Below are 21,156 nucleotides of genomic sequence, written 5' to 3'. Positions count from 1 at the left end.
TCTCATGCTGGCTGGAGGTCCGATCTGATGGACACATCTGTTATCCGCCCTGAACTGCTGCTGGTCGCAGACGCAGTCTCGCGCGAGAAGAACATCGACCGCGAAGAAGTGCTGGAAGCGATGGAGCAGGCCATTCAGAAGGCTGGCCGCGCCAAGTATGGTCACGAGAAGGACATTCGCGCGACCATCGACCGCAAGACGGGCGAAGTTCGTCTCAGCCGCTGGACGGAAGCTGTCGAGCAGGTGGAGAATGAGGACACGCAGATCCCCATTCACATTGCTCGTAAGTTCCAGCCGGAAATTCAGATTGGCGAACATCTCGTTGATCCACTGCCGCCGATCGACTTTGGGCGTATTGCAGCGCAGACGGCCAAGCAGGTTATTGTGCAGCGCGTGCGTGAATATGAACGCAAGCGCCAGTTCAATGAATTCAAGGATCGCGTAGGCGAGATCGTCAACGGTACCGTCAAGCGGACCGAGTACGGCAACATGATGGTTGAAATCGGCAATGCCGAAGGCCTTCTGCGTCGTGATGAACTGATCCCTCGCGAGTCTTTCCGAAATTCGGACCGTATTCGCGCGTATATCTATGATGTACGTGACGAGCCGCGCGGCCCGCAGATCTTCCTGTCCCGCACGCACCCGGCATTTCTCGCCAAGCTGTTCGCCCAGGAAGTGCCGGAAATTTATGACGGCATCATCGAGATCAAGGCTGTTGCCCGTGATCCAGGGTCCCGCGCCAAGATGGCCGTCATTTCCCGTGATGCTGCAATTGATCCGGTCGGTGCGTGCGTTGGTATGCGCGGCTCGCGCGTTCAGGCCGTTGTGGCTGAGTTGCAGGGCGAGAAGATCGACATCATTCCCTGGAGCCCGCAGGCTGCAACATTTGTTGTGAATGCGCTGGCACCTGCTGAAGTCACCAAGGTGGTGATGGATGAAGAAGCAGGGCGTGTTGAAGTCGTGGTGCCGGATGAGCAGCTTTCGCTCGCGATCGGTCGCCGCGGACAGAACGTGCGTCTGGCCAGCCAGCTGACCCGCTGGGACATCGATATTCTGACGGAGGCCGAGGAATCGGAGCGTCGTCAGGAAGAGTTCCGCAAGCGGACTGGTCTCTTTGTTGACTCTCTGGATGTGGACGATGTGATTGCCAGCCTTCTGGTTACAGAGGGCTTCCACTCCATCGAAGAACTGGCTTATACGGAGCCGGGCGAACTGCATGACATCGAAGGCTTCGATGAGAGTGTTGCCGAAGAGCTGATGCTGCGTGCAAACGAGTATCTGGCTGGCAAGGAACACGAGCTGGACGACAAGCGCAAAGAGCTTGGCGTGACGGACGATGTTGTCGATCTCGGAGTCTTCACGAACCAGATGCTGGTAACGCTTGGTGAGAAGGGTGTGAAAACACTCGACGATCTGGCGGATCTGGCAGGTGATGAACTCGTGGATATTCTTGGCGCAGACGCCATGGATGAAGATGCCGCGAATGAAGTCATCATGGCAGCCCGTGCCCACTGGTTTGAAGGTGACGAATCGGCTGAAGCCGAAAAGAAGGACGGGGAGTCGACCGACGTCTGATATTTCTGATACTGATAATGGTCCCATTCGCGGTGCTTTAGGGCGCCGCGGTTCAGAGCGCCGCTGCCTCGTGACCCGAGAGCAGAGGCCGCCTGAAAGCATGATCCGTTTCGTGGTCAGCCCGGATAATCGGGTTGTGCCAGATCTGGCTGCAAAGCTGCCTGGTCGGGGAATGTGGTTGAGTGCCAGCCGGGATGTGTTAGATAGCCCCCGCACCCGACAGGCTTTTGCACGTGCTGCAAAGGCCCAGGTGTCTGTACCGGACTGTCTGGCGGATCTCGTCGAGGCAGCACTGGGGCAGAGGATGTTGGACGCTGTCAGTCTGGCCCGAAGAGCGGGGCAGGTTGTCTGCGGGTTTCAGAAATGCCGGGAGTGGCTCATTTCCGGTAGGGCAGGGGTGGTGATCCGTTCCGAAGGTGCAAGCCTGGACGAGTTCTCCAGACTGGTGTCGGGCCGGCGATCTCTGCCGGCGGTGACAGTTCCCGATCGCGTCCTGGCTTCGGCGTTCGGCCGGGACCGGGCGGTCTATGCGGTGATGGCGCCGGGTGCGCTGGCACAGCGCCTGATCGCCGAACATGAGAGATTTTCGGGAGTGGCAGGACGTCCACTCCCAGACCCCAAAGGGGTCAGTAAGGAACAGGCGGAACTATGAGCGACGGCAACGAGCGCAACCAGGACGGAACACAGACCCCATCACAGGGCGGCGAACAGAACAAGACTGGCCGCCTGTCCCTACGCCCAGCAGGACGTCAGGAGGTCGGTCGTACAGTCGACGCTGGCTCCGTGCGTCAAAGCTTCAGCCACGGCCGTTCAAAGGTCGTGCAGGTTGAAGTTCGCAAGCCCAAGCGCGCAGCGTCCGGTCCGGGTGGCTCGGCTGCTGGCGGCGCACGTGGTGGTCGTGGTGCTGGTGCTGGCGGTCGCGCCCTGACGGCTGCGGAGCTTGCAACGCGTCAGCGCGTTCTGGAAGCACAGCGTAAAGCTGCGGTTGAAGAGGCTGAACGCCGCGAAGCCGAAAAGATCCAGATCATGTCGGCTGCAGAAGCAGCCCGTCGTGCTGAGGAAGAACAGCGTCTTGCTGCAGAAGCAAGAGAAGCTGAAGAGGCAGCGCGCATCGAGCGTGATCGCCAGGCGATCAAAACAGCGGAAGACGCACGCATCTTCGCGGAAGAAGAAGCCCAGCGCGCTGTGCGTCAGGCTGAACGCGAAGCTGAAGAAGCCCAGCGTGCTGCTCCGCTTGATCCGCGCACACATTCAACGGGTGGCGTGCAGCTTGCAGCCCCTGTGCAGCGCCTGCGTCCTCTCGCAGAGCGTGCAATTATGCCGGAGCGTCCGGTTCAGACTGCGCGTCCTGCACCTGCTGCGCCGGCACAGCCACGCGGTGGTGAGACGCTTCATCTGCGTTCTCCGGCCGCAGCCGCTGGTGGTGAAGAAGAGCGTCGAGCTCCTGCTCGTCGCAGTGGCGGTGGTGCTCCTAGCGGTCCGGCCCAGCGTCGTTCCACGCAACCTTCCCCACGTAAAAGCCCGGGCGGCAATGACCGTCGTAGCGGTCGCATCGACGTGCGCGCAGCGATTGAAGGCGATGACGGCAAAACCCGTTCGCTGGCTTCAGTTCGCCGTCAGCGCGATCGTGAGCGTCGCCAGGCTGAGCTTGAACGTCTTCGTTCTGATCAGGTGCGCGTTGTGCGTGACGTAATTGTTCCGGAAACCATCACGGTAGCCGAGCTGGCCAACCGTATGGCGTCCCGCCAGGGTGATGTCATCAAGTCGCTCATGAAAATGGGCGTCATGGCGACGGCAACCCAGAGCATCGACGGCGATACTGCTGAGCTGATCGTCGAAGAGTTCGGCCATCGTGTGAAGCGCGTTGCTGAAAGCGATGTGGAAATCGGCATCAAGGGTGTTGAAGATCGTCCAGAAGATCTTGCACCGCGTGCTCCGGTCGTGACCGTTATGGGTCATGTCGATCACGGCAAGACGTCTCTTCTGGATGCACTCCGCTCTGCTGATGTGGCTGGCGCCGAAGCCGGCGGTATCACGCAGCACATCGGTGCGTATCAGGTCACGGCACCTTCCGGGAAGAAGATCACCTTCATCGATACACCGGGCCATGAGGCGTTTACGTCCATGCGTGCTCGTGGTGCATCCGTGACGGACGTGGTCGTTCTAGTGGTTGCGGCTGATGACGGTGTCATGCCGCAGACGATCGAAGCCATTAAGCATGCCAAGGCTTCGAACGCCCCGATCATTGTCGCCATCAACAAGATGGACAAGCCTGGCGCCAACCCAACCCGTGTCCGTCAGGAACTTCTGAGCCATGAAATCGTGGTCGAAGATATGGGCGGTGATACGCAGGATGTCGAAGTCTCGGCACTGAAGCGTACGGGTCTGGACAAGCTGGAAGAAGCTATTCTGCTTCAGGCTGAAATGCTTGATCTGAGAGCCAACCCGGATCGTATGGCCGAAGGTACGGTGATCGAAAGCCGCCTTGATCGCGGACGTGGCCCAGTGGCTTCTGTTTTGGTTCAGAAGGGCACACTGCGTCGCGGCGATATTGTTGTCGCTGGTGCAGAGTGGGGACGTGTTCGTGCGGTTCTCGATGATCGTGGCCGTCAGCTCAAGGACGCTGGCCCATCCATGCCTGTCGAAATTCTCGGCATCGCAGGCGTTCCGGGTGCAGGTGAGCCGTTCGTTGTTGTTGAAAACGACGTCCGCGCTCGTGAGATCAGCGAATTCCGTCAGCGTACCATCAAGGAAAAGCAGGCTGCGACGCAGGTTGCTGCCCGTGGCACACTTGACCAGATGCTGGCTCGTATTCAGGCCGGTGATCAGAAGGAAGTTGCCCTTCTTATCAAGGCGGACGTTCAGGGTTCTGCGGAAGCAATCTCCACGACCGTCCAGAAGCTGGCTCATGAAGAAGTTGCAATTCGCGTCCTGAACGCCAGCGTCGGTCAGATCACGGAAAGCGATATCCAGTTCGCCAAGGCTTCTGATGCCATCATCGTGGCGTTCAACGTTCGTGCGACGACGCAGGCTCGTGAACTGGCGCAGCGTGAAGGTGTGGATATCCGCTACTACTCCATCATCTACCAGGTGGCGGACGACGTAGAGCAGCTCGTGAAGGGCAAGGTTGCGCCCAAGCACCGCGAGAAGTTCCTGGGCTATGCAGAGATCCGTCAGGTCTTCAACATCACGAAGACCGGCAAGGTCGCTGGTTGCTATGTCACCGAAGGCCTCGTCAAGCGTGGTTGTGGCGTGCGTCTGCTGCGTGAGAACGTGGTCATCCATCAGGGTGAACTCAGCCAGCTCAAGCGCTTCAAGGATGACGTCAAGGAAGTGGCTCGTGGGTATGAATGCGGTCTTTCCTTCGCAGGTTACAATGATCTGCGCGAAGGCGATGTCGTCGAGTGCTACGAGATGGAAGTGATCCCGGCTTGAGCTCACGTTCCAGAAATGACCTGAAAGGCCCGGCCGGCGTTGTTGCCCAAGGGCCGAGCACTCGCCAGCTTCGGGTGGCAGAAGAGGTTCGCCGGACACTGGCGGACATCTTCGCCCGCACGGAGTTTCGTGATCCTGACCTGCTAGATGTCCGCATCACGGTTACGGAAGTGCGGGTTTCCCCGGACTTTGGTCACGCAACAGTGTTCGTGACCCGACTGGGCCGAAGTGATGTGGAAGAAGTTCTTCCCGCTTTAAAGCGGGTTTCTCCCTTCCTTCGCTCCGGGTTGGCCAAGGTGCTTCGACTGCGGAGTGTTCCGGAAATTCATTTCCAGCCAGATACGGCGCTGGATAATGCGATGGAACTGGACCAGCTCTTTCGTTCACCGGAAGTTAGCCGAGATCTGGAAGACTGATTTTGCACAACACCTCTGGCCTTCGGGTCAGGGGTGTTTTTGCATTTACAGGTCAGACTGGTCTATCAGCGCCCGATCATGAGTGAGGGATGCTGGACCAGTGGCAAGAAAACGCGGACGCGAGATTGACGGATGGCTGATTCTCGACAAGCCGCTTGGCCCAACGTCTACGGACATGGTCAATAAACTGCGTTGGGAATTTGACGCGAAAAAAGCGGGCCATGGCGGCACGCTCGACCCCTTGGCCTCGGGCGTCCTGCCGATCGCATTTGGCAAGGCCACGCGAACAATCCCCTATATTATGGATGCGACAAAGCGTTACCGCTTTACCCTTTCTCTGGGGGAAAGCCGCACAACCGATGATCGCGAGGGAGAAGTTCTTGCGACGTCGGTTCATCGTCCAACAGATGACGATCTACGCGCCTGTCTCCCTGCTTTGACGGGCGATGTAATGCAGATTCCCCCCGTGTTCTCTGCATTGAGAGTTGGTGGAAAACGGGCTTACGATCTTGCGCGTGCGGGCCGTCCGCCGGAGCTTCCGCCACGCCCGGCCCAGATAGATTCGATAACACTGGTAGAGCGCCCGGATCTAGATACTGCGGTTTTTGAAGTACAGTCTGGCAAGGGCGTTTATATGCGGTCTCTGGCGCGAGACATCGCTCTTGCCTGCGGAACTGTGGGGCATATTTCCGTCCTGCGTCGAACGAAATGCGGGCCGTTTGATCTGTCCCATGCCATGACGATTGACGAGATAGCACTGGACAAATCGACTCAAACTGTGGACAACGCCGATGCTCTTCCGGCTCCTCTGCTGGATGTAGCGACCGCGCTGGTCGACATCCCGGCGCTGGCCGTTACCGAAGCGGAGGGAAGAATATTGATCTGGGGCCAGTCTCTTGACCCCTCGGATCTCACATATTCTCTGCCGGCCGTGTCACAGGAGGGAGACCATCTGTGGCGTGCGATGATCGGAGAGCACGTGATTGGCCTGTGTCAGATCCGCGATGGACGGCTCAGGGCAGCACGGATGCTGGAAAACCACGAGTTTTTTGGAGAACACGATGTCGATTACTGCAGAACGCCGCACGGCTCTGATCGCTGAATACCGCCAGAACGAGACCGACACGGGCTCGCCGGAAGTTCAGGTTGCGATCCTGACCGAGCGCATTGTTAACCTGACCGAGCACCTGAAGACCCACAAGAAGGACTTCCACTCCCGTCGTGGTCTTCTGATGATGGTCGGTCAGCGTCGTAGCATGCTGGACTATCTGAAGCGCAAGGATCAGGCTCGTTACCAGAGCGTGATCGAGCGTCTCGGCCTGCGTCGCTGATACGTCGTCCGGGGGCTTGCCCCCGGACACCCCTGCCATCGGTCTTTCCGGGGGTGGGGTGCGCGACCGGCGTTTCAGGCCACATGGTGTCGTGCCGGGGGCTTCCCGCCACCACCGCCATGCCGTCCGAAACGCTGCTCCGTCACCTGCCGGATGTCCAGATGATGGCTCGTTCCTAATCTAGGAGAACGATATGTTCGATTATTTCCGTAAGGAAATCGAGTGGGCCGGACGCCCGCTTATTCTTGAGACCGGCAAGATTGCCCGTCAGGCTGACGGCGCTGTCATGATCACCTATGGTGACACGGTCGTTCTGTGTACGGCTGTTGGTGCCAAGAGCGTCAAGCCGGGACAGGACTTCTTCCCGCTGACAGTCAACTATCAGGAAAAGGCTTACGCCGCTGGCAAGATCCCAGGTGGGTTCTTCAAGCGCGAAGGTCGTCCGTCTGAAGCAGAAGTGCTGAATGCACGTCTGATCGATCGTCCGCTCCGTCCGCTGTTCCCAGACAACTTCCGCAATGAAGTTCAGGTTACAGCTACGGTTCTGAGCCATGACATGGAAAACGATCCGGCGATCGTTTCCCTGATCGGTTGCTCTGCTGCCTTGACGCTGTCTGGTATTCCGTTCTTCGGTCCGGTTGCTGCTGCCCGTATTGGTCGCATCGATGGCAAGCTCGTCGTGAACCCGACGCTGTCCGAAGTTAAGGACAGCACGCTGGATCTCGTTGTGGCCGGTACGTCTGAAGGCGTGCTGATGGTTGAGTCCGAAGCCAGCGAGCTTTCGGAAGAGACCATGCTGGAAGCCGTGACCCTGGGTCACACGTCCTTCCAGCCTGTGATTGAAGCCATCATCGCTCTGGCCGAACACGCAGCCAAGGCTCCGTGGGATCTGCCGACGCTGACGAAGGAAGAGATTGCTCTTCGCAAGCGCGTCGAGAAGGTCGGCAACAAGCTGATGGCCGATGCCTACAAGGAGCGCGTCAAGCAGGCACGCTACAAGAAGGTTGCTGAAGCCAAGGACCGCATCAACGAGATCCTTGCTGAAGAAGGTCTCGACGTTGAGCTGGCCAAGCCGATGCTCAAGGAGCTTGAAGCTCAGGTCGTTCGCGGCACCATTCTCAAGACCGGTATCCGCATCGACGGCCGTGACCTGAAGACGGTTCGCCCGATCCTTGCAGAAGTCGGTATCCTGCCGCGTGCCCATGGTTCTGCCCTTTTCACCCGTGGTGAAACGCAGGCTCTGGTCGTTGCAACGCTTGGCACGGGCCAGGACGAGCAGATCATTGATGCGCTCGAAGGCGAGTACCGCTCGAACTTCCTGCTGCACTACAACTTCCCTCCGTACTCGGTGGGCGAGTGTGGTCGTATGGGTTCCCCGGGCCGTCGTGAGATTGGTCACGGCAAGCTGGCATGGCGCGCGCTGCATCCGCTGCTGCCGTCCAAGGAGCAGTTCCCGTACACGATGCGTGTCGTCTCCGAGATCACGGAGAGCAACGGCTCGTCATCCATGGCAACCGTCTGCGGTACGTCCCTGGCGCTGATGGATGCCGGTGTTCCGCTGCCGCGTCCGGTTGCTGGCATTGCAATGGGCCTGATCAAGGAAGATCGTGGCTTTGCGGTTCTGTCCGACATTCTGGGTGATGAAGATCATCTGGGTGACATGGACTTCAAGGTTGCCGGTACGGAACAGGGCATCACGGCCCTTCAGATGGACATCAAGATCACGTCCATCACGCCGGAAATCATGGAGATTGCCCTGGAGCAGGCTCGTGGCGGTCGTATCCACATCCTCGGCGAAATGGCCAAGGCTCTGACGGAAGGCCGTACGGATGTCTCCGGCAATGCGCCGAAGATCACGACGATGTCCGTGCCGAAGGAAAAGATCCGCGATGTGATCGGTTCCGGTGGCAAGGTCATTCGTGAGATCGTCGAGTATTCCGGTGCCAAGGTTGACATCGGGGATGACGGCACGATCACGATCGCTGCTTCCAATGACGAGCAGGCCCAGAAGGCTATCGCCCGCATTGAAGGCATCGTGGCTGAGCCGGAAATCGGCCGTATCTACGATGGTAAGGTTGTGAAGACGGCCGACTTCGGTGCGTTCGTGAACTTCCTTGGGCCGCGTGATGGCCTGGTGCACATCTCCGAGCTGACGCAGGGTCGCGTTGCCAAGACGTCCGACGTTGTCCAGCAGGGCGACGCCGTGAAGGTCAAGGTCATCGGTTTTGATGACCGCGGCAAGGTGAAGCTGTCCATGCGGGTTGTCGATCAGGAAACTGGTGCCGATATCACGGAGAGCGTGGGGGCCAAGGCCGGCCGTCCGCCCCGTCGCGACGCCGAGTGAGTCCTCGGGCGGGGCTCGCAAGGCCCCGCCTTTTTTGTGTGAGTATCGGAGACATCGAGTCCCCATGAAGTTGATCGACACCCTTCGTTTTGGTGGTCAGGATGTTCTGCCTCTCGTCGAGGGGGGCAAAGGTGTTTCTGTCTCCACCGGTACTTCGGCAGGTCATTGGGCCGCTGCCGGCGGAATTGGAACCATTTCCGCCGTCAACGCTGACAGCTACGACGAGCAGGGGCGTCCTGTTCCCCAGATTTACCACGGACGGACCCGCCGTGAACGGCAGCGCGAACTGATCCGCTACGCCATCGATGGCGGTATTGCCCAAGCGAAGATTGCCCGTGAGATCTCAGGTGGCAAAGGACGCCTCCATGCCAATATCCTTTGGGAAATGGGCGGCGCCGAAGAAATCATCGAGGGTATCCTTGAGGGCGCTCCGGGCGTTATCAATGGCCTGACCTGTGGTGCAGGCATGCCGTATCGCCTGTCTGATATCGCGATCAAGTACGGCATTCCCTATTACCCGATCGTATCTTCAGGGCGTGCATTCAATGCGCTCTGGCGCCGTGCGTACAGCAAGGCTCCGGAACTGCTGGGTGGCGTGGTGTATGAAGATCCGTGGCGCGCGGGCGGCCATAATGGTCTCTCCAACACGGAAAACCCATTACACCCGGAAGATCCGTTCCCGCGCGTGCTGGAGCTTCGTCGGGTCATGCGTCAGTATGGTCTGGATGAAACGCCTATCATCATGGCCGGTGGCGTCTGGGCTCTGGAAGATTGGCAGGACTGGATTGGTAACCCGGATCTGGGGCCAATTGCCTTCCAGTTCGGAACGCGCCCTCTGCTGACGAAGGAGAGCCCGATTCCGGAGGCCTGGAAGCGCCGTCTTCTGACGCTGAAGAAGGGGGATGTTTATCTGAACCGCTTCTCTCCGACCGGCTTCTATTCCTCTGCTGTCAACAACAGCTTCATGCATGATCTGCGAGGCCGCTCGGAGCGTCAGGTTGCGTACAGCCCGGAAGCCACGGCAGAGCTGGATGCATCTTACGGCGTCGGTGCACGCAAGCGCGAAGTGTTTGTGTCCTCAACCGACCGTCAGCATATCGCAGGTTGGGAGGCCGCGGGCTTCACCGAGGCGCTGCGCACGCCTGATGACACGCTGGTTTTTGTCACCCCTGACAGTGCCCGTGAAATCCTGGCTGACCAGACGAACTGCATGGGCTGCCTGTCGGCATGCAAGTTCTCCAACTGGATGCAGCGTGAGCCCTACACCAACGGTCAAAAGGCTGATCCGCGGTCTTTCTGCATCCAGAAGACGCTTCAGACGATTGCGCATGCTCCGAATGATGAGCATGCGGATGACGTGGTTGACCACAACCTGATGTTTGGTGGCACGAATGCCTGGCGCTTCGGAACTGATCCTTTCTATGCGAATGGATTTGTTCCTACAGTTGGTCAGCTCGTGGAGCGTATTCTGACAGGACGATAACATGACGGTGCGTGATCCACTGGCGCGACAGGCTTCATTGAACCGCACCCGTCATCTGACTTTCCTGTCACAGTTTCTGGCCCGTCATTCCGTTCCCCTCAGCCCGGAGCAACTTGCTCCTGCTGAGGGTGTCCGGGCGGCCCTTGCAACGGTTGTTGCCCTTCTTCCCGCTCTTTATTTTCATCAGGCTGTTTTTGCCTGGGCTGCTTTTGCAGCATTCTGGTGCTGTCTGATTGAACCCGGTGGCACACCGCGGGAGCAGTTGCGCATCCTCGGCATCTTTACTGTTGCGGGTGCAGTACTGGGCGGTGTGACGTCCCTGATCGCGACATTCCCATATTGGGGTGTCATTCCCTGGCTGATCGTGACGGGCCTGTTCGCGGGGCTGGCGCGCGCCTTAGTCCCCAGTATGGCACTCCTGTGCGCATTGCTGGGCTGCGTCATGCTCGCCGGGATCGGGTTTCCGGCGCATTCATTCAACGATGCTCTGACGATTGCGCTCGCCTTTGGTGGCGGTGGTACATGGGCGATCGTGCTGTGCCTGATCCTGTGGCCGCAGCATCCCTATGCGCCTGCACGACGGGCTGTTGGCGGCTGCTATCAGCTTCTTGCCGTTATGGCTGGAGAATTGGCCGCAGGTCGTCTTCAGGAGACGGTTCATCGCCAGACGATCCGCACGGCCATTGAGCGGGCGAGGGGTGTTGCCCTGCAGATTGATGCAGGCCATGCCAGTTACAGTATGCGTGGGCGCCTGATTGCCTCTCTTGCCGGCGCAGAACGTCTTTTCACGGCGATGCTTGCTGTTGAGCATCTTGTTGAAACGCGCGGACTGGATTTCGAAGCACGAGGAACGCTCGCAGCATTTTCGGCGCTTTGTCAGCATGCCAGTGAGGCTGCTCTGTCGCCGAATCCCGATCTGAAGCGCCTTTCCGGGGAGGCGCTCGGTTTAGCTGATCGTATTCGTGTGCGGTCTGGCACGATCGGAGAGTTGGTGGCGACCAGTGCACGGACGCTTGGCACGCTCGCGGATGGTCTGGCTGAGAAAGCCCGGCTCCCTTTTGACGCGGATGCGCCCAAGCACGTTGCCCGGCTGACGCCTGTGATCTGGCGTCATGCCCTCCGCATGGTCGTTGGTCTTCTGGGGACCTATCTGGCAACGCAGTGGCTTGGTCTGAGCTATGGCTTCTGGGCTCTCGTGGCCGTACTGCTTGTTATCCAGCCCTCCGGCCAGACAACTCTGGTGCGGGCTCTGGAGCGCGTTCTGGGAACAATCGGCGGGGGGGTTCTGGCACTTTTGGCAACGCCGTTCCTGCCGGGGCCGTCCGAAATGATGGTTGCGCTTGCGTTGTTCGTGATTGGCGCGATTGCCATGCGCGCGGTCAACTATACGCTTCTGGTCCTGTTCCTGAGCGCACATTTCATTATCGTCACGGAAATGACGATGCCGTCTGATGGTGTCGCCTGGCTCCGTATTCTGGATAATACGCTTGGCAGCCTGATTGGCCTTGGCTGCGCTTTTGCACTTTTCCCCCAACGGCAGACGCAGGACATGGACGGTCTGTTGCGCGCCGCGATTGTGGGGAACATCCGTTATCTGTCCGCCGTGCTGAATGGCAATGATACGGTTTCTACAGATCGGACGCAGCGTCAGGCAGGGATTGACACCACACGGGCGGAGTTTGCCCGTGGCTCGCTTCCGCTTCTTGGTGGGCTTTCTGGTGTGGGGCCGGGGGCAGAGCGCATGCATGCCTTGTTACGCGCGCTCAGAAGCCTGAGCGGAGAAGTCACGCTGCTTCGGTTTGATATGGCTGCCGGTTTATGTGCGCCTGATCCTCAGACCGGCCAGTTCTGGAAGGAAAAGGCCGAAGCTCTTGAAGCACGAGAGCCCCTCGCGGAAATTGCGGGGCAGCTTGAGAGTGGTGAGATCATGTCGAGTATTGCGGCGCTGAAGCGTTCTGATCGCCCCGCTGCCAGTGAAGAAGCTCAGGGACCGGTTCTCTCCAGCCCCTGAGCAGGGTGTCAGTGGCGTCCACCACCACCGGGGCCACCGTGACCGCCGCCACCATGTCCGCCCCCTCCAGGGCCTCCTCCGCCGCCCGGGCCTCCGCCATGGAAGCCACCGCCGCCGGGGCGGCCACCACCAGAGAAGCCTCCGCCCGGACGACCGCCTCCTCCGGGTCTCCCTGGGGGTGGGCCACCCCCAGGTCGGCCGCCACCGCGGTATCCACCTCTCCAGCGGCCGCCTCCGGCCGGTCCGACAGCATAGCCCGGTCCCCAGCCGCCCCAGCCACCGCCGCCCCAGCCAGTGTTGTAGTAGCTGCCGCCGTAGCCACCCCCGCCATAATATCCGTCGTAGCCGTCATAACCAACGCAGCCTGACAAAAGCGGGACGAGGAAAAAGGCGCCCATGAGGGCCAGTGTGCGAGATAAACGTCTGATCATTTTGCGTCCCCCGATGCGTTGGGGTCATGCCACTCCATCAGCCCGAAGGCCGCGCCTGCAGGGTCGGCGATAATGGCAATGGTGGTGTTCTGCCGGTCTGGATGGGGCTGTACGAGAATTGTCCCGCCAAGCGTTACGGCTTTCTGGGCCGCAGCATCCACACTGTCCACCTGCGCGAAGTTCATCCAGCGTGCGTGTGCCCCTTCCGGGAGGCGAGCGGGGAGCGGATTAATTGTAGCGCGCGCGAAGGATTGGGATTCCAGCAAATAAGCCGTGCCACGCTTGGCGTCCTGAACTGCTTCGACCGTGTATCCAAACAGCTTCTGGTAAAATCCAGCCGCTGCGTAGGGATTGTTCGTCAGCAGGGCGCTCCAGATCCATGTTCCCTGAGCGGGGGGCGTCTCAACATCCGGTTCATCACCTGCACTGGAGTGCAGTGCGGCGAACAGGCCACCCTGCGGATCTGCCAGGACAGTCTCGTGACCCCGTCCTTCAACCATTTGAGGTTTGAAGAGAATATGGCCGCCCCAGATTTTCGTTGCTTCTGCGGCCGCTTTTACGTCTGACACGGAAATAAACGGGAGCCAAAGCGGGTCCCCATGATGTGCCATGCGCGGAAGCTCGACCAGCCCTGCGACTGGCGCTCCGTTAACCAACGCCTGTGCATACTGTCCTTTTGAGACGGGAACGTCCTGAAAGGTCCAACCCAGAAGCGACCCGTAGAAAGCCTTGGCGCTTTTGAGGTCTGGCGTTGTGAGTTGGGCATAGACAATTTTGCCCGGCAGGAGTTGCGCCTTTGACGGTGCACTGGCGGTCGCAGGTGCATCAGCGGCCTGAAGCGCAGGAGCCGCACCCAGGCACAGACTGCCGGCCAGCAACAGGGACGCGTGACGCAGTCTTTTGCGAGAAATTGAATGGAACGGAGGCAAGGAAAATCTCCTTCAGGGCAGGAGAGAGCCTGCAATGCAGTCTCGGCGTTCAGGCTGAACGCTTGAATGACTGTATTGTTCCATATCGGCCCTTTTGAGGGAGCGTTTTCAGATTAAAGCGAGTTCCGCCAGCTCTCTGCGGAGTTGAGGGGGAAGATCAGCAACCCCATCACTGCCCGCCGACTGGCCGAGATCAGGGGGCGCATCTTTCGGATCCAGATATCGCCATCCCTGAAAGGGACGCATGGTGCGGGGCTGAACGGGGATGATGTCGTCTGAGACTACAATCAGCGTTCCTTCCGTCCCATCCGGGCGACGGCAGGCCTCAAGCCCAATGATGGGCTGACGGCATAGAATCATGCCGTCCATCACGCGATAAAGAGAGCCGCCGTCCAGGACTTCGGCTGCACGCTTGGGCATTGTTCGCGTGGGGACGGCGCCATGACCGTTCACACGCGGGTGCTGCATGCGCTCACGCAGCACTTCGATGGTCGGGCAACCGACGGCCAGCTTGATGATGTTCAGCATGTCGGGTGCCCTTCCGGAAAGTCTGGTGTCAATGTGTTCCCATGGCATTCTGAGCCTGGGCGACGAACTCGTTGATAAAGCGCTTCGTATCCACCGACTGGACGATTTTTACCTTGCGAAGGCCCATGCCCTTGGGTGCAGTCGCATCCGGCCAGACATGCGCGTGTCCGTAATCCATGCCGGGTGCCGTGTTGATGTCCATATAGGCATCGACAGACTTCGTAACCAGATCTGGCTCTACAGCAATTGCAGAGGTCAGTTCATCCCATAGCGGAAGCGGGCCGTAGAACTTTTGAAGGTACTCAGTGACCGGCGTTTTCTTCTCTGCGATGCGGTTCATCAGCTCATGCGTCATCATGACGTCGTTGGAAACATTGCCGACGCATGTGATGGCAGCCCACGGCGCGGTCAGTGTGATGTGGGCTGCTTCCGGATCGCCGATCATGTTGAAGTCTGAGGCAAAGTCCGCATTGCCTGTGATGGACATCATGCTGGAGTCCAGCAGGCCACCCATGAATACAAGCTGCTTGGCCGTAGCGGCAAAGGTGGGGTCCAGACGGATGGCAAGAGCAAGGTTGGTCAAAGGACCTGCCGCGATGATCGTGACCTGGTGCGGGTGATCATGGACGGCCTTGATCAGCACCATCGCCGCGGGGAGCGGATCGACGGCCATGTGTGGTGTGCCTTCGGCCATCTTGCCGAGTGCGGGCTGTGTCTCTGGAGTGTGGTCAATGGAGCCCAGACCACCCCATGCGCCCTTCCAGGGAATGGTGCCGTACTGCTTTTCACGAAGCTTCGTTGCCGCAACGGTGTTGACGAGTGGCATGGTAGCGCCATCCGCTACGGGGATCTGGGTCTGCTTTGCAATTTCCAGGAAACGACGGAGATGTGCGGATTCAGCGTTCTCCCAGTCGTCTCCGATCGTCACGGTCAGAGCCAGAAGATTGACGTTTTCGCGGTTGAGCAGTGGGATGACGGACTGGATGTCTGAGCCGCCCGGGCCGAGATAGTCGTTATCCTGAATGTAATATCCCGGAGCCACAGGGGCAGCGGACGCAATGCCGGTCAGAGCGCAGGCAGCAAGGAGGGCAGAGAGAATGGATCGGCGCATGGTCTCGTCCTGTTAATTAACGCCCGATCATGCCTTCATGTGACCAATCTTGCCAGTAATGCTTCAAGACGAAGTCTTCCTTCGCCCGTTGCCTTTAGAATTCCGCCGTCACGGGTGAGGTAGTTTTCTTCCAGACAAGCCTCAAGCATGAACGGATCGACGCAATCTTCCATCGGTCTACCCGTGCGTTCGGCAAATCTGGCTTCATTGATGCCTTCAGACAACCGCAGTCCCATCAGAAGCGCTTCCCGGCCACGTTCTTCCGAAGACAGAAGGGTTTCGTCCGTACTGCCAGAACCCGTTCTTTCAACGCGGGCCGCCCAGGGTTCGGGGGCACGGTGACGACGGGTTGCGTAAAGCTCTCCATCCAAAGTCAGGCGACCATGTGCGCCGGGGCCGATGCCGATATAATCGGCGTAGCGCCAGTAGGTCAGATTGTGCCGGCTTTCCGCGCCGGGCCGCGCATAGTTGGAAACTTCATAGGGGAGGAGGCCATGCTTTGCGGCCGTATCGCCTGTGAGATCATAAAGGCGCGCAGCATCTTCGGCATCCGGGAGTGTCAGTTCTCCTCGGCGGTGCAGGGCTTCGAACTTCGTGCCGGGTTCGATCGTGAGCTGATAGAGCGACAGATGATCCGCCACCAGATCCAACGCGGTGGACAGTTCATTTTGCCAATCAGCATCGCTCTGGCCGGGGCGGGCGTAGATCAGATCAAACGAAATGCGCGGAAACAGCGTGCGCGCAATTTCGAGAGCACGAATGGCCTGTCCTGAAGAGTGTTCCCGACCGAGCATCTTCAGGGCGTCGTCGCGAAGGCTTTGCACGCCGAGCGAGACGCGGTTTACGCCAGCTTGACGGAAAGCCGCAAATTTTCCGGCTTCGACGCTGGTCGGATTTGCTTCGAGCGTAATTTCCAGATCCGGCTCGGCATCAAAAAGCTGGTGCGCATCTTCGATAAGAGCTGCGACCGTTTCCGGAGCCATCAGGGACGGTGTGCCGCCACCGAAGAAAATGGAGCGGAGTGGACGGCGGCCCAGACGGGCCGCGTCATGCGCCAGTTCACGACGCAAGGCTGCGGCGAAGCGCTTCTGCGGAATTTCATCCCGGACATGGGAGTTGAAGTCACAGTAAGGGCACTTCGCCAGACAGAATGGCCAGTGAATGTAGAGAGAAAGAGGTTCGGTCAAATTGCAATCCGGACGCCAAACTCCACCACGCGATCAGGCGGGATACGGAAGAATTCCGTGGTCGAGGCAGCATTACGCAGGAGAAGCAGGAACAGCCACATCCGCCAGAGCTGCATCTTGGGAACGCGGGAGCGAACCACAAGCTCGTGAGACGTAAAATAAGAGGCCTGAATGGCATCAAACGCCACACCAAGTGCTTTCAGTTCCATCAGGGCACGGGGCAGGTTCGGCATTTCCATGAAGCCGTACCGGACGATCACGCGATTGATGTTCGGGGCCAGTTCCTGAACGATCGTGCGGTGGCCACGCTCAGCCTCTGGCTGATCAAGGTTCTGCACTGTCACGAACATGACGTGCTCATGCAGCACCTTGTTGTGCTTCAGATTATGCAGCAGCGAGTTCGGGACCACGTCCGGATTGGCTGTCAGGAAGACCGCAAGACCTGGCACGCGGATGGTGCGGGACTGCGGCAGGCGAGCCAGGAACGAGGCCATGGGCATGGAGTCCGCCTGCTGCTTGGCAGCAATCAGGCCACGTCCGCGCTTCCAGGTGGTCATGACGATGGTGCTGATAATACCGATGGCGAGTGGGACCCAGCCGCCATCCGGGATCTTCAGGACGTTGGCGGAGAAGAACACCGCATCCACGACAAAGAACAGTCCGAACACGGCGCCGACGGCAGCGGCACTCCACTTGAAGGTGCGGCGGAACACGACCATTGCCAGAACGCAGGTGCACAGGAACGTACCGGTCACGGCGATGCCGTATGCGGCGGCCAGTGCAGCGGAGGACCGGAAAGACAGAACCAGTACCAGTGCGCCGAAACCGAGGATCCAGTTCAGGGACGGCAGGTAAATCTGTGCTTCTTCTGAGGCATTGGTGTGCACAATGCGGGTGCGGGGCAGGTAGCCGAGCTGAATAAGCTGGCGGCAGAGCGAGAAGCTTCCCGAGATACCTGCCTGAGACGCAATGACGGTTGCGAAGGTGGCAAGGATCAGAAGCGGGATCTGCGCCCAGTGTGGCCCGAGATGATAGAACGGGTTGGCCAGTGTTGCCGGATCATGGATCAGCAGAGCCGCCTGGCCGAAATAGTTCAGGGTGAGGGATGGCAGAACGAAAAACAGCCATGCCTTGCGGATCGGGGCCCGGCCAAAATGGCCCATGTCAGCATAAAGTGCTTCTGCACCCGTCACGGACAGCACGACAGATCCCAGCGCGATAAACGACAGGTATCCGTGCAGGACAATGAATTCGAGGGCAAAGGTGGGAGACAGCGCCAGCAGGATGTGCGGGTAAAGCAGAATCCCGCGGACACCGAGAATGGCAAGAACGGTGAACCAGAGCACCATAATCGGCCCGAACGCCTTGCCGATCTTGCCCGTTCCGAGGGCCTGCGCCGCAAAGAGTGCGACGAGAACCACCATCGCGATCGGGATGATGACATGGCTGGCAGAGGGAACGGCGATTTCGATGCCTTCAACGGCAGAAAGCACCGACACGGCCGGCGTAATGATGCTGTCCCCGAAGAAAAGACAGGTGCCTGCAATGCCGACGAGACCGAATAGCCATCGGAATTTCTGGGATTTGCAGACGCGCTGGGCGAGGGACATCAGGGCAATGATGCCGCCTTCACCGTCATGGTCTGCCCGCATGATGAGGATGACGTACTTGAACGTCACGATCAGCATGAGTGCCCAGAAGGTCAGGCTGGCCAGTCCCATGACTTCCCAGGCTGCTGCCGGATGCTTGGCAGATCCTACAATGCCGACGGAAGACTGAAGGGCGTAAAGCGGGCTCGTTCCGATATCGCCATACACGACACCCAGAACAGCCAGAAGCGCCCCAAAGCCGCCGGGCTTCTTGTGGCCATCGGCGCCCTCTGTGTCACCGAGTTCAGAAGTGTTTCCGTCTTTGTGCGCCTGTTCGATGGTCTGAAGGACTTCGCCGCTGTCCACCGGAACCCCGGCGCCGGGGTAAGGAGGGGAAGCGTGATCGCCGTCGTGTTCTGGCATCGGTGGTTCCATTTACGGGCATCGCAGGAAACCATCGCCTCACAGGGATGTGTCGAAGCGTGGTCTATTCCCCCTCATGACAAGATTTCTTACAGGGATGCAAGGTGCGCGTTAGGATCCGGTCATGGGGCGGGAGCCAAAAATGGCACTTCCAACCCTTACAAGGGTGGCGCCTTCGGCAATGGCTGTCTCGAAATCGGCCGACATGCCCATGGATACCACGGGGAGCCCGTGGCGCTGTGCAAGCTGTGTCAGGAAGTGGAAATGTGGAGCGGGATCTTCATCTTCTGGCGGGATACACATCAACCCACGCACCTTCGCTCCAAAGCGCAGCATTGAGGCCTTGATGAACGCGTCCGCTTCATCGCGGGGGATGCCAGATTTCTGTGGCTCGTTTCCTGTGTTGACCTGAATGAGCAACTCCGGAAGGCGGCCTGTCTTCTCTGCAGCCTTTTCCAGCGCATCAGAAAGGGCTGCACGATCCAGAGTCTCGATCACATCTGCGATGCGACAGACATCTACGGCCTTGTTGGTCTGGAGGCCACCGATGATGTGCAGGCGCAGGTCTGGCCAGGTCTCACGAAGCGCTGGAAATTTGGAGGCCGCTTCCTGAACGCGGTTCTCACCAAAGACGCGCTGACCGGCCTTCAAGGCCGCTTCCACGGCATCCTGCGGATGAAATTTGCTAACGGCAACGAGGCCCACATCCGTGGCAGGGCGGTCTGATGTTTCGCATGCCTGAATGATGCGACTACGGATGGCGGAGAGATTTTCTGCAATCTGATCGGACATTGCGGCAGAAGACTCCATTGCGTCCGGCGCCGCAAGATGCGATTTCGGCAGCATGCGAGAGATCAACGCCCGATAATGACACAGAATACGCCCCCTCGCGGCTCCGGCCGTCCGAAGAACCCGTCCGCGTCCCGCCAGGGAGGACGCCGTCCGAAGCCGGGACAGGAGCGCCGCCCCAGTCCGGATCCGACACGTGATCTTGCCTTCGACATTGTCTGCGGTGTGGTTGAACATCGCCGTATGCTCGAAACGACGCTGGACCGTGCCGGGCCGATGGACCCGCGGGATCGTGCTTCTGCGCATCGTCTGGCGGCAACAACGCTGCGGTACATGGGGAGCATGACTGAAATTCTTCAGCCGATGCTGCGCCGTGAACCACCCGAGCCTGTTCGGTGTGCGTTGCTTCTGGGTGTGGCGCAGCTGTTGCATCTGGAAACGCCGCCGCATGCCGCGGTAGGCACGATTGTTGACCTGCTGCGTCGTCGCGGTCTGGCGCCTTTCGCTGGGCTGGCGAATGCTGTGCTTCGGCGTGTGGCGCGTGAAGGGCGCGATCTTCTGGAAGGGCTCGATGACGCCAGACTGGATGTTCCGGCGTGGTTGTGGAGCGCGTGGGGCCATCGCGCACGGTCCATTTCCCGGGGATTGCATCGTGAGGCGCCGCTGGATCTGAGCCTGCGCCCTGGGGCAACGGCGCCTGAAGGCGGCGATGTCCTGCCAACGGGAACTGTGCGTTATCCGGCTGGGACACGGATCGCGACAATGGAAGGCTTCGAAGAGGGGCAGTTATGGGCACAGGATGTGGCTGCTGCCATGCCTGTAAAGCTTATGGGGGATGTCGCCGGGAAGACGGTGATTGACCTTTGTGCGGCCCCAGGAGGCAAGACGGCTCAGCTTTCTGCTGCCGGCGCAGATGTCACGGCCATCGAAAAGGAAGAGTCCCGCGCAGTTCGCTTACGTGAGAACATCACCCGGATGCGCGCAACTGCTGAGACGATTGTTGCAGATGGGTTGAAATGGCGCCCGAAAGCACCGGTTGATGCGGTTCTGCTGGATGCGCCGTGTTCAGCAACAGGGACGTTCCGCCGTCATCCGGATGTGCTGTGGATCAAACGCCCGCGTGATGTCACGGCATTGGCGGAAGGTCAGGACGCGTTTATTGACGCAGCGCGTGACATGCTGAAGCCGGGTGGCATGCTGATGTATGCCGTCTGCTCTCTTCAGGATGAAGAGGGTCCAGATCGCATCGCAGCCGCGCTTGAACGCGGGGGCTGGAAGCATGTGCCGTTCACGGATGAAGAACTGGCGGACATGGCGATTGCCCGGACGCCGGAAGGATTCTTCCGAACACATCCCGGTCTCTGGTGGGATCGGGGCGGAATGGACGGCTTCTTTGCCGCCAGATTAATCCGCGTTTGAGACTTACAAGCCTGCTTGATTTTCAGGCAGGCTTTTTTTTTGCATTCGCTCCGAAAATACCAATATTTTAGAAATAATGTGCAAAATACTTTCTTGCGAAGGTTGCCCGCTCAACCTGCGAGTATTTGCCGCAAAATTGCACCTAAATGCGTAAA

17 protein-coding genes and 1 pseudogene are annotated in these 21,156 nt (G+C 59.3%); 11 read left to right on the top strand and 7 right to left on the bottom strand.

Annotated features, from left to right (window positions below; translation table 11 throughout):
• The first annotated feature begins 27 nt into the window (after positions 1 to 27).
• The 10 genes and pseudogenes from nusA (at position 28) to HK24_RS07820 (ending at position 12,595) form a co-directional block, all read left to right on the top strand.
• Complete coding sequence (nusA, locus tag HK24_RS07860; RefSeq protein WP_046900030.1) at positions 28 to 1,575, top strand: transcription termination factor NusA; 1,548 nt, start codon at positions 28 to 30, stop codon at positions 1,573 to 1,575.
• Positions 1,505 to 2,227 carry an RNA-binding protein gene (locus HK24_RS07855; RefSeq protein WP_369690487.1) on the top strand — a complete coding sequence of 241 codons (723 nt, stop codon included), beginning with the start codon at positions 1,505 to 1,507 and terminating at the stop codon, positions 2,225 to 2,227. The genes nusA and HK24_RS07855 overlap by 71 nt, the downstream gene beginning before the upstream one ends.
• A pseudogene (locus HK24_RS14040) lies at positions 2,224 to 3,040 on the top strand (translation initiation factor IF-2 associated domain-containing protein); the annotation flags it as partial. The gene HK24_RS07855 and the pseudogene HK24_RS14040, both read left to right, overlap by 4 nt.
• A 92-nt stretch (positions 3,041 to 3,132) precedes the next feature.
• Positions 3,133 to 5,010 carry a translation initiation factor IF-2 gene (infB, locus tag HK24_RS07850; RefSeq protein WP_369826521.1) on the top strand — a complete coding sequence of 626 codons (1,878 nt, stop codon included), beginning with the start codon at positions 3,133 to 3,135 and terminating at the stop codon, positions 5,008 to 5,010.
• Positions 5,007 to 5,426, top strand: a complete 420-nt coding sequence (rbfA, locus tag HK24_RS07845) for a 30S ribosome-binding factor RbfA (RefSeq protein WP_046900027.1) — start codon at positions 5,007 to 5,009, stop codon at positions 5,424 to 5,426. Before infB ends, rbfA begins: the two co-directional genes overlap by 4 nt.
• Before the next feature lie 100 nt (positions 5,427 to 5,526).
• Positions 5,527 to 6,528, top strand: a complete 1,002-nt coding sequence (gene truB / locus HK24_RS07840; RefSeq protein WP_086634014.1) for a tRNA pseudouridine(55) synthase TruB — start codon at positions 5,527 to 5,529, stop codon at positions 6,526 to 6,528.
• Positions 6,488 to 6,757 carry a 30S ribosomal protein S15 gene (rpsO, locus tag HK24_RS07835; protein ID WP_007283842.1) on the top strand — a complete coding sequence of 90 codons (270 nt, stop codon included), beginning with the start codon at positions 6,488 to 6,490 and terminating at the stop codon, positions 6,755 to 6,757. Before truB ends, rpsO begins: the two co-directional genes overlap by 41 nt.
• A gap of 193 nt (positions 6,758 to 6,950) precedes the next feature.
• Positions 6,951 to 9,101 (top strand): polyribonucleotide nucleotidyltransferase, encoded by a 2,151-nt coding sequence (gene pnp, locus HK24_RS07830; protein ID WP_064273757.1) that lies wholly within the window; start codon positions 6,951 to 6,953, stop codon positions 9,099 to 9,101.
• 64 nt (positions 9,102 to 9,165) lie between these two features.
• The gene (locus HK24_RS07825) at positions 9,166 to 10,584 is read left to right on the top strand and encodes a nitronate monooxygenase family protein (RefSeq protein WP_086634013.1); all 1,419 of its coding nucleotides are present in this window, start codon (positions 9,166 to 9,168) and stop codon (positions 10,582 to 10,584) included.
• A gap of 1 nt (position 10,585) precedes the next feature.
• Entirely contained in the window at positions 10,586 to 12,595 is a 2,010-nt protein-coding gene (locus tag HK24_RS07820) for an FUSC family protein (protein WP_086634012.1), read from the top strand.
• 8 nt (positions 12,596 to 12,603) lie between these two features.
• On the opposite strand, the gene HK24_RS07815 is transcribed toward HK24_RS07820, so the two are convergent.
• The 7 genes from HK24_RS07815 to HK24_RS07785 all read right to left on the bottom strand — a co-directional run bounded on the left by HK24_RS07815 (position 12,604) and on the right by HK24_RS07785 (position 19,639).
• Positions 12,604 to 13,026 carry a hypothetical protein gene (locus tag HK24_RS07815; protein ID WP_086634011.1) on the bottom strand — a complete coding sequence of 141 codons (423 nt, stop codon included), beginning with the start codon at positions 13,024 to 13,026 and terminating at the stop codon, positions 12,604 to 12,606.
• Positions 13,023 to 13,955, bottom strand: a complete 933-nt coding sequence (locus HK24_RS07810; protein ID WP_233126176.1) for a VOC family protein — start codon at positions 13,953 to 13,955, stop codon at positions 13,023 to 13,025. The genes HK24_RS07815 and HK24_RS07810 overlap by 4 nt, the downstream gene beginning before the upstream one ends.
• 108 nt (positions 13,956 to 14,063) lie before the next feature.
• A complete protein-coding gene (locus HK24_RS07805) occupies positions 14,064 to 14,483 on the bottom strand; it encodes a DUF1489 family protein (protein ID WP_046900021.1) in 420 nt (139 codons plus the stop codon).
• A gap of 28 nt (positions 14,484 to 14,511) precedes the next feature.
• On the bottom strand, positions 14,512 to 15,594 hold the full coding sequence (locus tag HK24_RS07800) for a nucleoside hydrolase (RefSeq protein WP_086634010.1): 1,083 nt from the start codon (positions 15,592 to 15,594) through the stop codon (positions 14,512 to 14,514).
• A gap of 35 nt (positions 15,595 to 15,629) precedes the next feature.
• Positions 15,630 to 16,781 (bottom strand): radical SAM family heme chaperone HemW, encoded by a 1,152-nt coding sequence (gene hemW, locus HK24_RS07795; RefSeq protein ID WP_086634009.1) that lies wholly within the window; start codon positions 16,779 to 16,781, stop codon positions 15,630 to 15,632.
• Positions 16,778 to 18,805, bottom strand: a complete 2,028-nt coding sequence (locus tag HK24_RS07790) for a potassium transporter Kup (protein WP_086634008.1) — start codon at positions 18,803 to 18,805, stop codon at positions 16,778 to 16,780. Before HK24_RS07790 ends, hemW begins: the two co-directional genes overlap by 4 nt.
• A 99-nt stretch (positions 18,806 to 18,904) precedes the next feature.
• Positions 18,905 to 19,639 (bottom strand): YggS family pyridoxal phosphate-dependent enzyme, encoded by a 735-nt coding sequence (locus tag HK24_RS07785; protein WP_086634007.1) that lies wholly within the window; start codon positions 19,637 to 19,639, stop codon positions 18,905 to 18,907.
• Positions 19,640 to 19,660: 21 nt separating this feature from the next.
• On the opposite strand from HK24_RS07785, the gene HK24_RS07780 reads away from it, so the two are divergent.
• Positions 19,661 to 21,001 (top strand): RsmB/NOP family class I SAM-dependent RNA methyltransferase, encoded by a 1,341-nt coding sequence (locus tag HK24_RS07780; protein WP_086634006.1) that lies wholly within the window; start codon positions 19,661 to 19,663, stop codon positions 20,999 to 21,001.
• The last annotated feature ends 155 nt before the right edge of the window (positions 21,002 to 21,156 follow it).

Origin of the sequence: Gluconobacter sp. DsW_058 (genome assembly GCF_002153615.1) — a bacterium.
GTDB classification, from domain to species: domain Bacteria; phylum Pseudomonadota; class Alphaproteobacteria; order Acetobacterales; family Acetobacteraceae; genus Gluconobacter; species Gluconobacter cerinus.
The sequence above is the reverse complement of the archived record's forward strand: the minus strand, read 5'-3'. Positions and strand labels throughout refer to the sequence as shown.

Coding starts and splice junctions, on each gene's coding strand:
- HK24_RS07780 (WP_086634006.1), top strand. CDS start 19,661: ATGACACAGAATACGCCCCCTCGCGGCTCCGGCCGTCCGAAGAACCCG.
- HK24_RS07815 (WP_086634011.1), bottom strand. CDS start 13,026: ATGATCAGACGTTTATCTCGCACACTGGCCCTCATGGGCGCCTTTTTC.
- HK24_RS07785 (WP_086634007.1), bottom strand. CDS start 19,639: ATGCTGCCGAAATCGCATCTTGCGGCGCCGGACGCAATGGAGTCTTCT.
- nusA (WP_046900030.1), top strand. CDS start 28: ATGGACACATCTGTTATCCGCCCTGAACTGCTGCTGGTCGCAGACGCA.
- HK24_RS07820 (WP_086634012.1), top strand. CDS start 10,586: ATGACGGTGCGTGATCCACTGGCGCGACAGGCTTCATTGAACCGCACC.
- rpsO (WP_007283842.1), top strand. CDS start 6,488: ATGTCGATTACTGCAGAACGCCGCACGGCTCTGATCGCTGAATACCGC.
- HK24_RS07805 (WP_046900021.1), bottom strand. CDS start 14,483: ATGCTGAACATCATCAAGCTGGCCGTCGGTTGCCCGACCATCGAAGTG.
- HK24_RS07825 (WP_086634013.1), top strand. CDS start 9,166: ATGAAGTTGATCGACACCCTTCGTTTTGGTGGTCAGGATGTTCTGCCT.
- HK24_RS07800 (WP_086634010.1), bottom strand. CDS start 15,594: ATGCGCCGATCCATTCTCTCTGCCCTCCTTGCTGCCTGCGCTCTGACC.
- pnp (WP_064273757.1), top strand. CDS start 6,951: ATGTTCGATTATTTCCGTAAGGAAATCGAGTGGGCCGGACGCCCGCTT.
- HK24_RS07790 (WP_086634008.1), bottom strand. CDS start 18,805: ATGGAACCACCGATGCCAGAACACGACGGCGATCACGCTTCCCCTCCT.